This is a genomic window from Paraburkholderia phenazinium, assembly GCF_900100735.1.
Classification (GTDB): Bacteria; Pseudomonadota; Gammaproteobacteria; order Burkholderiales; family Burkholderiaceae; genus Paraburkholderia; species Paraburkholderia phenazinia.
On sequence record NZ_FNCJ01000001.1, the window covers coordinates 735127 to 747484 of the forward strand.

At 64.3% G+C, this 12358-nt stretch carries 8 protein-coding genes; 6 read left to right on the plus strand and 2 right to left on the minus strand.

All coding sequences use genetic code 11. From position 1 onward, the window contains the following. Positions 1–13 precede the first annotated feature (13 nt). Positions 14–3058, plus strand: a complete 3045-nt coding sequence (locus tag BLQ92_RS03345) for an FAD-binding and (Fe-S)-binding domain-containing protein (RefSeq protein ID WP_090681657.1) — start codon at positions 14–16, stop codon at positions 3056–3058. A 9-nt stretch (positions 3059–3067) separates the two neighbouring features. Here the strand turns inward: BLQ92_RS03345 and BLQ92_RS03350 are convergent, their stop codons facing one another. Beyond that, entirely contained in the window at positions 3068–3988 is a 921-nt protein-coding gene (locus tag BLQ92_RS03350) for a helix-turn-helix domain-containing protein (protein ID WP_425194900.1), read from the minus strand. Between the two features lie 161 nt (positions 3989–4149). On the opposite strand from BLQ92_RS03350, the gene BLQ92_RS03355 reads away from it, so the two are divergent. Further along, a complete protein-coding gene (locus tag BLQ92_RS03355) occupies positions 4150–5046 on the plus strand; it encodes a DMT family transporter (protein WP_090681660.1) in 897 nt (298 codons plus the stop codon). Between the two features lie 14 nt (positions 5047–5060). On the opposite strand, the gene BLQ92_RS03360 is transcribed toward BLQ92_RS03355, so the two are convergent. Beyond that, positions 5061–5978, minus strand: coding sequence for a LysR substrate-binding domain-containing protein (locus BLQ92_RS03360; RefSeq protein ID WP_090681662.1), 918 nt, complete (start codon positions 5976–5978; stop codon positions 5061–5063). A 232-nt stretch (positions 5979–6210) separates the two neighbouring features. Between BLQ92_RS03360 and BLQ92_RS03365 the strand changes: the two genes are divergently transcribed. The 4 genes from BLQ92_RS03365 to BLQ92_RS03380 all read left to right on the plus strand — a co-directional run bounded on the left by BLQ92_RS03365 (position 6211) and on the right by BLQ92_RS03380 (position 12257). Next, the gene (locus tag BLQ92_RS03365; protein WP_090681664.1) at positions 6211–7539 is read left to right on the plus strand and encodes an MFS transporter; all 1329 of its coding nucleotides are present in this window, start codon (positions 6211–6213) and stop codon (positions 7537–7539) included. A 77-nt stretch (positions 7540–7616) separates the two neighbouring features. Continuing rightward, complete coding sequence (locus tag BLQ92_RS03370) at positions 7617–8888, plus strand: CaiB/BaiF CoA transferase family protein (protein WP_090681665.1); 1272 nt, start codon at positions 7617–7619, stop codon at positions 8886–8888. Further along, positions 8885–9685, plus strand: coding sequence for a methylmalonyl-CoA decarboxylase (gene scpB / locus BLQ92_RS03375; RefSeq protein WP_090681667.1), 801 nt, complete (start codon positions 8885–8887; stop codon positions 9683–9685). The genes BLQ92_RS03370 and scpB overlap by 4 nt, the downstream gene beginning before the upstream one ends. A gap of 382 nt (positions 9686–10067) precedes the next feature. Continuing rightward, positions 10068–12257, plus strand: a complete 2190-nt coding sequence (locus BLQ92_RS03380) for an NHL repeat-containing protein (protein WP_244106136.1) — start codon at positions 10068–10070, stop codon at positions 12255–12257. The last annotated feature ends 101 nt before the right edge of the window (positions 12258–12358 follow it).

Genomic DNA, 12358 nt, shown 5'->3' on the forward strand with positions numbered 1-12358 from the left:
TCGGGCCGATGCTATGACGAATGCCGCTTCCCCCATGCTCGTCAAACCGATTCATCTGGTGCCGTCCAGCGCCCGGATGACGACGCCGCTCGCCAAACGCCTGCGCGACGCCCTGCGCGGCGATGTGCTATTCGACGCCGCCAGCCGCGGCCGTTACGCCACGGATGCATCGATCTACCAGATCACGCCGATTGGCGTCGTGGTGCCGCGTGACCAGGACGACCTGCGCATTGCGCTCGAAGTCGCGCGCAGCGAGAAGGTGCCCTTGCTCGCGCGCGGCGCCGGTACGAGCCAGTGCGGGCAGACCGTCGGCGAGGCGCTGGTGGTCGACACCACCAAGTGGCTGAACAATATCGTCGCGTTCGATGCCGAGGCGCGCACCGTGACGGTCGAGCCGGGTGTCGTGCTGGATCACCTGAACGCCTGGCTCAAGCCGCACGGGCTGTGGTTTCCGGTGGATGTGTCGACGGCGGCGCAATGCACGATCGGCGGCATGGCCGGCAACAACTCGTGCGGCTCGCGCTCCATCGAGTACGGCAACATGGTGCACAACGTCGAGGCCATCGAGGCGATTCTCGCCGATGGCAGCGAGGCCCGCTTCGCGTCGCTGCGCGAGGCGCCGCAGGGCGCGCGCTTGCAGCAGATCGTTGAAGGTGTGAAGCGCATCGCACTGCGCGAACGCGACGAGATCGTGGCACGCGTGCCGAAGGTGTTGCGGCGCGTGGCTGGCTACAACATCGACGTGTTCGATTGCCAGAATCCGCGCGCCTATACCGATGACGGCATCGCCAACCTCGCGCATCTGCTGGTCGGCTCGGAGGGTACGCTCGCGTTCAGCCGGCAGTTGACGCTGAAGCTCGTGCCGTTGCCCGCCCACAAGACGCTTGGCGTGGTCAACTTCCCGACCTTCTGGCAGGCGATGGACCTCACGCAGCATATCGTCAAGCTCAAGCCCGTGGCGGTCGAACTGGTGGACCGCACGATGATCGAGCTCGCGATCGGCAACCCGGCGTTCCGCCCGGTCATCGAGAAGGCGCTGGTGGCCCGTCCCGAGGCGATCCTGCTGGTGGAATTCGCTGGCGAAAGCCGCGACGCGCAGCTCGCCAGTCTTAAGCAACTGACCGAGCTGATGGCCGACCTCGGCCTGCCCGATTCGGTCGTGCAGATGCCGGACGCCAACGAGCAGAAAGCCTTGTGGGAGGTTCGCAAGGCCGGGCTGAACATCATGATGAGCATGAAGGGCGACGGCAAGCCGGTGTCCTTCATCGAAGACTGTGCGGTGCCGCTCGAACACCTGGCCGAATACACCGGCAGGCTGACCGAGGTGTTTCACCGCCACGATACGGAAGGCACGTGGTACGCCCATGCAAGCGTCGGTACGCTGCACGTGCGGCCGATTCTCGACATGCGGCGCGACGGCGCGGCCAAGATGCGGGCGATTGCGGAAGAAGCCGCGGCGCTGGTGCAGGAATACAAGGGCGCGTACTCGGGCGAGCACGGTGACGGACTGTGCCGTGGCGAATGGGTGGCATGGCAATACGGGCCGCGCCTGAACCAGGCGTTCAGCGAGATCAAGGCGCTCTTCGATCCCGGCAATCGCTTCAATCCGGACAAGATCGTGCGCCCGCCGAAGATGGACGACGCGCGCAATTTCCGCTTCGCGCCGGGTTATCGGGAACGGGCGTTGGAGACCACGCTCGACTGGTCGGCATGGAACGTCGTACGTGATCCGCTGACCGGCGAGGAGACGCCGCCGGGCACCGGCAACGACCTGTCCGGCGGCCTCGCCAAGGCCGTCGAGATGTGCAACAACAACGGCCATTGCCGCAAGTTCGATGCAGGCACGATGTGCCCGAGCTATCGCGTGACGAAGGACGAGCAGCACGTGACGCGCGGCCGGGCCAATACGCTGCGCCTCGCGATCTCAGGGCAACTCGGCGAGGAAGGGCTGGCGAGCGATGACGTCAAGGAGACGCTCGACCTGTGCGTCTCGTGCAAGGGTTGCAAGCGCGATTGCCCGACCGGCGTCGATATGGCGAAGTTCAAGATCGAGGCACGGGCAGCGCGCGTCAAGCGGCACGGCCTGAGCGTGCGCGACCGGCTGGTGGCGTTCATGCCGCGCTATGCGCCGTTCGCGAGCAAGGTGCCCGGGTTGATGGCGCTGGCTGAGAATGTGCCGGTGTTGTCTGCCTGGTTTAAGCGTACGGTGGGTTTTGCGCCGCAACGCTCGCTGCCGCGCTTTACCAAGTCGTTCCTGGCGAGCGTTGTGGCGAGCGGATCGGTAGCGTCGGCGCGCGCACGCGCCGACGCTACCGCGAAGACGAAAGAAGTCCTGTTATTCGTCGATACCTTCAACAACAACATGGAACCGGAGAATGCACGCGCCGCCCAGCAGGTGCTGGAAGCCGCCGGCTACAACGTGCATTTCAACACCCGCGCAGGCGAGCGGCCGGTGTGCTGCGGACGTACGTTCCTCGCGGCGGGCCTGGTAGACGAAGCGAAGCAGGAAGCGCGGCGCATGCTCGACACGTTCAGGCCGTTTGTCGAACGAGGTGTGCCGATAGTCGGACTTGAGCCGTCGTGCCTGCTGTCGTTGCGCGACGAGTTTCTGCAATACGGCTTTGGCGAAGAAGCGCAGCAGCTCTCGAAGTCCGCCTTCCTGTTCGAAGAGTTTCTGGTGCGCGAGCAGAAGGCGGGGCGTCTCGCACTAGAACTCAAACCGTTGTCCACGGCAAACGCCCTGGTGCATGGCCATTGCCATCAAAAAGCCTTCGACGCCTTCACGCCGGTGCAAACCGTATTGAACTGGATTCCGAACCTGAAGGTGTCGACGGTCGAATCGTCGTGCTGCGGGATGGCCGGCAGCTTCGGTTACGAGGCCGAGCATTACGCGACCTCGCAGGCGATGGCGGAGTTGTCGTTGCTGCCGGCGGTGCGCAAGATCGGCACCGATACGGTGATGGTGGCCGACGGCACCAGTTGCCGGCATCAGATTCACGATGGCGCCGGCGTCGACGCGGTGCATGTGGCGCGCGTGCTGGCGATGGCCCTGAAGTAGTCGTCGCGGCTACGCTGCCCGAATGGCTTGCCGGTAGAGCATTGGCGGCACGCCCAACGCTTCGCGGAATCGGTGGCTGAAGTGGCTGGCATTCGCGTATCCGCAGCGCGCCGCGATCTGGGCGAGCGGCAGCGCGGTGGTGCCCAACAGCACCCGCGCCCGCTCGACGCGCTGCTGGGCAATCCATGCAGCCGGCGGCAGGCCGAACGAGGTGCGGAACATCCGCGCCAGGTGGTACTCCGACAGACAGGCCACTTCGGCCAGATCGCCGAGTGTGATCGGTTGGGTCAAATGCTCGTCGATATAGTCGCGCAGCCGCCGGCGCGTCGCCACCGAGAGTCCGCCCGTCAGCCTGGCGTCCGCGCGGCTCACGCCTTGCGAGCGCAGCAACAGGCTCAATACCTCATGCGCCGTCTCGTTGGCGCGTAGCAGGCCGTCGGTGTCATCCCAGCTTTCGTTGGTCAACGACTGGCACAGCGTGGCAATGCGCGCGTCTTCGAAATAGGTGCGGTCGGCCAGCGTCACCTCACGCGGCTCGCGGTCCAGCTCGCGCACGGCGCGCTGGGTGAAGTGCTCGGGCAGGAAGTACAGGTGCATGAAATGCATCTGGCCGCGCACCCACCAGCGTGAGTCGTGGTCGCCGGGCAGGGCACAAAGCCGTGCCGGTGCGCCAAACCGGCCCGGCAGCTTCTGACGCTCAGTGCGGTATCCGCCATCCAGGTAGCACGACAGCGTGTGATGGCCCGGGTTGTCGTAGACGGTTTCGGCTTCCTTGGTCTCGCGGGTCCATTCGGCCACCGCTAACTGGTCGCCGAGCCATGCGAAGCGATGCAGCTCAGCGTTGGCGTCGCGCAGCGTGTGACACACCGACTGAAGGCCAAACGGGGTTTCGGCGGGGGCGGTCACGGAATCGGGCAGACGGCTGTTCACGGCAGAATGAGTGGCAGATTGCATGGCTTACAGTATAGAGCGGGTGCCGCGCTCGACGCTTGCCGCCACCAACAAGTGCGCAATCCTGGACAAGTGTCAGGCGTCTCGCGGGCGCATAGTCGGGTGGACAAATCCCCGCATTCACCCCTGCAAGTCTTGCCATGAATCTGTTCCTCTACGCGCTTACCGTTCTGATCTGGGGCACCACCTGGATCGCCATCAAATGGCAACTCGGCGTGGTGCCGCCGCCAGTGTCGATTGCCTGGCGCTTTGGGCTCGCCGCGCTCATTCTGTTCGCGCTGCTGCGCATCATGCGCCGGCCGATCTGGCCGCCGCGCGCGGCCTGGCGGTATCTGTTTGCGCAGGGCCTTGCGCTGTTCTGCTGCAACTTCCTGTGTTTCTACTACGCCGAGCAGGTTGTGCCGAGCGGTCTGGTCGCGGTGATTTTCTCGATTGCGCCGCTGCTGAATGCGATCAATGGCCGGCTGTTTATGGGGCGTCCGCTGCAACCCACGGTGATCGTGGGCGCGCTGCTGGGCCTTACCGGCATCCTGTGCCTGTTTGTGCCGCAGGTGGCCGGACACCTCGGTGACCGTGCCGCGTGGCTCGGGATGGGCGTCGCGTTGCTCGGCACCTTGTGTTTTTCGACCGGCAGCCTGCTGTCGAGCCGGATGCAGTCGATGGGCCTGCACCCGCTCGTCACCAATAGCTGGGCCATGCTGATCGGCGCCAGCATCTTGACGGTGGGGAGCGCGGCGGCGGGCTTGTCGTTCGCCGTGGAACCGAATGTGCGATACCTCGGCGCGCTGGCGTATCTGGCCGTGTTTGGCTCGGTGGTGGGGTTTACGGCCTACCTGATGCTGGTCGGACGCATGGGGCCGGAGCGTGCCGCTTATTGCACGGTGCTGTTTCCGATCGTGGCTCTGGCGGTCTCGACGGTGTTCGAGGGCTATCACTGGACCGTCCTGGCGGTCGTCGGTCTGATGCTGGTCGTGGCCGGCAATCTGGTGGCGTTCGATCTGACGCGGCGCTTGTTCGTGCGGCGCGCGGCGACCTGACCACGCCTTATCACCTAATCCGCCGCAGCCCATTGCGGCCACCGTCCCAGCTCGGCGAACAGTTCGAGCATGGTGGCCCGTACCTTCTGCACGGCGTTGCTGAGCAACGCCGTGTCATGCCAGCACAGCGACAGCGTGCGCGAGAACAACCGGTGATCAACCTTGGCGAGCTTCAGCTTGTGCTCGTCGAGTTCGACATGCGCGGCGCTCCACGGCAGGATCGTCACGCCTAGCTTCGCCATCACGGCCGCGAACAACAGCGAAGTGGAGCTGGCCTCGAACAGGATCTCGCATGGCAGACCGGCTTCCCGCAGCGCCCAGTCGACCCGGCTGCGGATCGTGTTCGGCGCGCTCGGCAGGATCAGCGGCATGCGCGCCAGTTCGGCGAGCGTGACCGGTTCCTCGGGCATGGGGAATTCCGGCCATGCAATCAGATAGAGCGCCTCGCTGAGGAGTCGTTGGGCGACGACGCCGCGCGTCTCGACGGCGTCCACCACCACCGCCAGTTCCACCCTCCCGCCGCCGATCAACCCGCCGAGATCCGCACTCGGCGCTTCGATCAATTCCAGCGCAATGCCCGGATAGCGGTCGCGAATGGTCCGCGCGAGCGGGATCGCCAGCACGCGCGCCGTGCTCGACGGCATGCCCACCGACACCTTGCCCTGCGGCAACTCGGCATCCTGACGCAACAGTTCGCGGGTGCCGTCGGCCTGCCGCAACAACTCGAGCGCGTGGCGGTACAACGTCTGCCCGGCGGCGGTGGGCGCAACCCCATGCACGCTGCGCTCGAGCAGTTGCATTTCCAGATCGGCCTCGAGGTTGCGCATCTGCTGGCTGATCGCCGGCTGCGCGATATGCAGCGCCTCGCTCGCTCGCGTGACGTTGCCGCACTCCACTACTTTGACGAAATACCGCAGTTGCCGCAGATCCATCCGCGTCTCCTCGCTTTACCGATCCCATAGGAAAATCCGATGGATTAAGAGAAATATCATATTTTTCGGCGATTGAGCGCGTTCTTATACTGGGTTCACAAAAAACCGAAGCGCGCCCCAGGCTGACTTGCCGCGCGTCGCTTCAGAAGGGCTGGCATCGACTGGCCCACAACCATCTTGCATGGGACCGGAGTAAGCGCTTTGCTCTCACTCCGGTCGACAGGAGACACAGATGTTCAAAGCGATCGCTGCATCGACGCAGGGGATCAAGCCCCTGCGCACGCCCCTTACCCGCGAGCAGATCGGCGGCTTCTGGGCGGTTTACTCGGGATGGGTGCTGGATGGCGTGGATTCGGTGATCTACGCGCTCGTGCTGATTCCGGCGCTCACCGAGTTGCTGCCCGCCTCGGGCATTGCCGCGACGCCGGGCAACCTCGGCATGTATGGCTCGATCCTGTTCGCGCTGTTTCTGATCGGCTGGGGGCTGTCGTTCATCTGGGGGCCGCTCGCCGACCGCTTCGGCCGGGTCAAGACGCTGGCCGCGAGCATCCTGATCTACTCGGTGTTCACCGGTGCCGCCGCGCTTGCGCACAACGTCTGGGAGCTGGCGGCGTTCCGGCTGATTGCCGGGATCGGTGTGGGCGGTGAGTGGGCGCTGGCCGGCACCTATGTGGCAGAGAGCTGGCCGGAGGACCGCCGCAAGATGGGCGCGGGTTATCTGCAGACCGGTTACTACCTCGGCTTCTTTCTGGCTGCGCTCCTGAACTATACGGTCGGCGCGACCTACGGCTGGCGCGCGATGTTCCTGTGCGGCCTGGCGCCGGCGCTGCTGGCGATCTTCACGGTGATGAAGGTGAAGGAGCCCGGGCAGTGGCGCAAATCCGCGCATGGCGTTGGCCTGGCGAAGGCGCCTGTGGTGACAGGGCGCCGTCCGCTGCTGGAGATATTTGCGCCTGCCTATCGGCGCCGCACCTTGACGAGCGCGAGTCTCGTCGGTGTCGCGATCATCGGCTTGTGGGCCGGGTCGGTCTACGAAGCAAGCGCCGTGGTGACGCTGGCGGCGCGTGCGGGCATCGACCGCATCGGTGGCGTGCATCTGGCGTCGATCGGGGCGGCGGTATTGTCGTTTGCGACGATTCTTGGCTGTCTCGCCGCGCCTTGGCTGGCTGAGCGGCTCGGCCGACGTGGGGCGCTTGGCGTGTACTTCGCCGGCATGGCGGTGTCGATCGTAATCGCCTTCGGCTGGGTGTTCTATCTGCCGAACGGGCTCAACCTGTTCATGGTGTCGCTGCTGTTCCTCGGTTTCTTTGGCGGCAACTTCGCGATCTTTTCGCTGTGGCTGCCCGAGCAATATCCGACCCGGATGCGCGCCACTGCATTTGCCTTCAACGCTTCGATCGGCCGCTTGCTCGGCGCCGGCGTCAACTTCCTGCTGGCGGCTGCGATCCACTGGCAAGGGTCGCTCGGCTTGCCGGTTGCGTGGACCGCGGCGGCCTTCGTGGTGGGCCTGCTGATCCTGCCGTTCGCCCTTGAAACGCGTCATCAGACGCTGCCGGAGTAGCACGCCGCGCCCTCGTTGTGGGCCGCGCTGGCCCCATCTGGGCGGCCGCCCCCGTCATCAATCCGCTGGAGAACTGGATGCAAGCATTACAAGGAATCAAGGTCGTCGAACTGAGCCGCGCGTTGTCGGGGCCGTTCTGCTCGATGGTGCTGGCCGATCTCGGCGCGGATGTGGTCAAGGTCGAACCGGGTCCAGGTGGCGATATGAGCCGGACCTGGGGGCCGTTCGATCGGGGTGTGAGCACCTACTATCTGTCCTGCAACCGCAACAAGCGCGGTGCGTGCATCGATTTTAGAAACCCGGAAGGGTTAGCCGCGATCCATCGGCTGATCGACGGGGCAGATGTCGTAATCGAGAACTTCAAACCGGGCACCATCGACAGCATGGGGCTCGGCTATGAGGTGCTCAGCGCGCGTAATCCGCGTCTCGTGATGGGCAGCATCAACGCGTTCGGCGCGGATGGTCCGATGAGCGGCTGGCCCGGCTTCGATCAGATCGCTCAAGGCTATTCAGGGCTGATGAGCCTGACCGGCTTCGCCGAGGGCGACCCTACGCGGACCGGCACCGCGATCGGCGATCTGAGCTCGGGCATGTGGCTCGCCATGGCGATTCTCGCTGCGCTGCTGGAGCGCGAGCGGACCGGGCGCGGCCAGCATGTGAGCACCTCGTTGCTGGCGAGCCTGGTGGGACTGTTGAGCGTCCATGGTCAGCGCTATCTGAGTCTGGGCGATATTCCGCGCCGCACGGGGAATGCGCATTCGGTGATCGCTCCATACGGCGTGTTTGAGACTGCGGATGGCCCGCTCAATCTGGCGCCCATCACCTCCGATATGTGGCTGCGCCTGTGTCAGTTGCTCGATCTGCCTGCCCTGCCGGACGATCCGCGTTTCGCCACCAACGAGGCGCGCGTGGCGCATCGTGAGGAACTGAAGGCCGTGCTCGAAACGCGCCTGAAGACGCGCAGCAAACGCGAGTGGACCGAACTGTTTATCGGCGTGGGACTGCCGGCTGGCCCGATTCATACGCTCGATGAGGTATTCGACGATCCGCAGGTGCAGCACTGTCAACTGGTCGAGACGCTTGCGCATCCGACGCTCGGTACACTGCGTCAGGTGGTGACGCCGGTGTCCGCCTCCGCTGCGGCAGCGGGCGGCCTGGCCCCGCACGTCAGCCGCCATGCGCCGCCGGCGCTGGGCGAACATACCGTCGAGATATTGTGCGAGGCGGGCTTCGATGCGGCGTCGATCGAAGCATTGCTGGCCACGAAGGCCGTGCATCAGCAGGAGCAGCCGGGCGCTTACAATTCGCAGACGAAGGTCCTGGAACCCGCTGCGGGAGTGACGCAATGAACAGCACGCAAACATCGACGGCTACGGTGACGGTCGATATCGTCGAAGAACGGATCGCCCGGATAACGTTCAGTAATCCTGCGCGAAGAAATGCGCTCAGCGCCGACTTGCTATATGCGCTCGATGCGCATCTCGCTGAGCTTGCAGCGCAACCCATCGCGGCCGTCATACTGGGCAGCGGCGTCGGGCAGGACGTTTGGAGCGCAGGCCATGACCTCGGCGAACTGGCGCACGACCGCGATCCCATCGCCTATGGCAAGCCGCTTGAACAGGCGTTGCGCCGTGTACGAGCGTTTCCGGGCGTGGTGATCGCGATGGTGTCCGGCTCTGCCTGGGGCGGCGCGGTCGATCTGGCGATGAGCTGCGATCTCGTCGTTGCCGACGGCAGTGCGCGCTTCGCGATGACGCCGGCGAACATCGGCTTGCCGTATACGACGAGCGGCCTGCTGCGCTTCTTCCATAACCTGCCGATTCATGTGCTGAAGGAAATGTTTTTCTGCGCGCAACCGCTCGACGCGCAGCGTGCCGAACGCTTCGGCGTGATCAACCGGCTCGTCGACAGCGACAAGCTCGAAGCCACCGCGCTCGAACTGGCACGCGGGATTGCCAGCAAAGCGCCATTGGCGATTCAGGCGGTGAAGGAACAACTGCGCATTCTCGAAGACCTGCAGCCGATGCCGGTTCAGGCGATGGAGCAGATTGCGGAGTTGCGTAGGCAGGCGTGTGAAAGCGCCGATTTCAGCGAAGGACTGGCGGCGTTTGCGGCGCGGCGGCCGGCGGTGTTTAGCGGCAAGTAAGCGCTGCGGCTGCGAGGCGGCGTGTCGTGACGTGTCGTGGTTCGTCGCGTCACACGCCCGCCATGGTGAGGGTCGGCCAGCCGCCACTCGCACCTTCTCGTCTTTAAGGTGAGTCTTTTCGGGAGTTGATTTGGCTGGGCCCGCTGCATCAGTCCTCACAGGTGAGAGCTTTCGGGAGCCGAATTAAAGTCCGTTACCACCAATGCAAATTGCATTGGCCAATTCAGTCGTGCTGTAAAGCGAATTTTTGTCGATTATTTTTCCGAAAAATTATGCGAGGATAAATCGCCGTAGCTGAAATGACGCGCGATACCGATTTATCTGCGTGATGGTCGACGCACGCGTGGCGCTTCACCCGTGGCGCCGCGCTTCTCGCAAGGAAATGATCGTGAAACTCTCTTCCCGCTTAGGCGCGGCCATGCTCGTTGTGCAGAGCATGGCGCCCTGCGTTGCGCTTGCTCAATCGCAACTCACCTACACCACTTCCTGGATCGGTAATAGCTTTGGTTTCGGCGACGGCAAATGGATGCAGCAGGATATTCAGACCATCAATGTCGCACCGAATGGAACCGTATATACCGATTCGCCATGGGATGAAAGCGGCAGTGAAATAGCTGCGTATCAGAACGGCAATAAACTCGCTGTGGCGGGCAATACCCATGGATGGGGCGCGGCGGGTGGCGATGCGGTCGCCGTTAATGACACGTACCTGTACGCGGCGATGTCGATCGGCAATGAGAACAACTCGCTGGTGGGCGCCGACTACCCGCCGCAGAACCAGACCTGGTTCGGCATCACGCGGCGCCCGCTGTCGAACATCGCATTGGGTGCGCCGTTTGCGTCCGGCATCGGCAACAGCGCCAACCCGACCAAGAACAGCTTTCTGCGCGTCCAGGCGGTGAAGGCTGGCGTGGATGCCGGCATTCGCGGCCTCGCCGCCACCGATAGCGAAGTGTACGTGGCCGATACCTACGGCAACCGCATCGTCGTACTCGACGCACAAACCATGCGCCAGTTGCGCTCATGGAGCGTGCCGGCGCCGGGCCGCATTGTGATCGATACCGATACGACGCTCTGGGTGATCAGCGGCTTCGATTCGTCGAGCGCGAGCGTCGTGCACTATTCGAACACGGGTGCCCCGTTGCCAGGGACGGCAACGCTGCCGGCGGGCACGATCCCCACCGCGCTGGCGCTGGCGCCCTCGGGGCAACTGCTGGTGGCGGACAACGGGCCGTCGCAGCAGATCCTCGTGTACAACAAGATCGCCGGCGGCCAGACGCAGCTTGCCAGCGCCCTTGGCACGCGTAACGGCATTTTCCATCCGGTCGATGGGAGGCCAGGCAACTGGCGCTTCAACGGCATCACGGGTATCGGCTTCGATCAGAGCGGCAATCTCTACGTGGGACAGAACGGCGAGGGGCCGCGGCCGATCGGCTCGGCAACGGTCGGCCAAGGCGCGGTGCTGGAAAGCTACGGGCTCGCGTCGCAGCAACTGAACTGGCGGCTATATGGGCTCACCTTCGTCGATAGCGGTGCATTCGATCCAGCCAATCCCGCCAGCGTATATAGCGGCTCGAAACGCTTCTCGCTCGATTACAGCCGACCCACCGGCCAGGAATGGTCGTACGCGGGCTTTACGCTGGACCGTTTCGCGTACCCGGACGACTCCGCATTTCATCTGCCGCGCGGCGTGCGGGGCGAACCGATGGTCAGGCGCATCAACGGCCAGCCGTATCTCTACACGCTCGACCCGTACTCGCACTACCTGAGCGTGTACCGCTTCGACACCGCACACGGCGAGGTCGCGATTCCCTCGGGGCTGCTGGCGGAGAATCCGATCCCCGGCACCTGGCCGGCCGGGCAGCCTACCTATGGCGAGTGGATGTGGCGTGACAGCAATGGCGACAGCGTGGTTCAGGCGAGCGAGATCACCAGCAACCCGTCCACCGGCAGCACGGTCGGCGACGGCTTCTGGTGGGTGGACAGCGCCAGCAACGTCTGGCTCGCGACGCCGCTGAGCGGGATCCGCGAAATGCCGCTGCAGGGCCTGGATTCGTTCGGTAACCCGATCTATCAATACACCGGCGCGAAGTGGTTTGCGATGCCCAGGCAGTTCACCCGGCTCGGGCGCATCGTCTATGTCGCACAGACCGATACGATGTACGTGACGGGTTTTACGGCGGCGAACCCATGGAACGCGACGCTCTGGAAAGAGGCCGGGCCGCTGCTGGCACGCTACGACAACTGGAGCAGCGGCAATCCGCAACTAGTCTACACGGTCGCCTTGCCATGGAATACGCAGAGCGATCCGCAGGTGACGACGGTGGGTGTGGCGGTGGCGGGCAACTATGTCTTCGTTGCCGAACTGTTCACGCAGAAGATCGATGTGTACGACGCGCGCAGCGGCCAGGCGGTCGGTTATATGACGCCCGGCGCGAGTGTGGGCAATACGAGCGGCTGGGTGGATGTGTACCTCGGCATCAGCGCCGTGGAGCGCGCCAATGGCGAATACGACGTGCTGGTGGAGGACGATGCGCGCGCCAAGATTCTGCTTTATCGGTGGACGCCTTAGCACACGGCTGAGCGGGTGGGCATGCGGCGAATGGACGAATAGACGGCCGATCGCGATCGGTATATAACAACATTAGAGATTCGTTCATACACCGCTGCCAC

What these genes read in the sequence shown, in the direction of transcription:
- BLQ92_RS03345 (WP_090681657.1), top strand. Translation starts at nt 14, where the DNA reads ATGACGAATGCCGCTTCCCCCATGCTCGTCAAACCGATTCATCTGGTG.
- BLQ92_RS03355 (WP_090681660.1), top strand. Translation starts at nt 4,150, where the DNA reads ATGAATCTGTTCCTCTACGCGCTTACCGTTCTGATCTGGGGCACCACC.
- BLQ92_RS03360 (WP_090681662.1), bottom strand. Translation starts at nt 5,978, where the DNA reads ATGGATCTGCGGCAACTGCGGTATTTCGTCAAAGTAGTGGAGTGCGGC.
- BLQ92_RS03365 (WP_090681664.1), top strand. Translation starts at nt 6,211, where the DNA reads ATGTTCAAAGCGATCGCTGCATCGACGCAGGGGATCAAGCCCCTGCGC.
- BLQ92_RS03370 (WP_090681665.1), top strand. Translation starts at nt 7,617, where the DNA reads ATGCAAGCATTACAAGGAATCAAGGTCGTCGAACTGAGCCGCGCGTTG.
- scpB (WP_090681667.1), top strand. Translation starts at nt 8,885, where the DNA reads ATGAACAGCACGCAAACATCGACGGCTACGGTGACGGTCGATATCGTC.
- BLQ92_RS03380 (WP_244106136.1), top strand. Translation starts at nt 10,068, where the DNA reads ATGATCGTGAAACTCTCTTCCCGCTTAGGCGCGGCCATGCTCGTTGTG.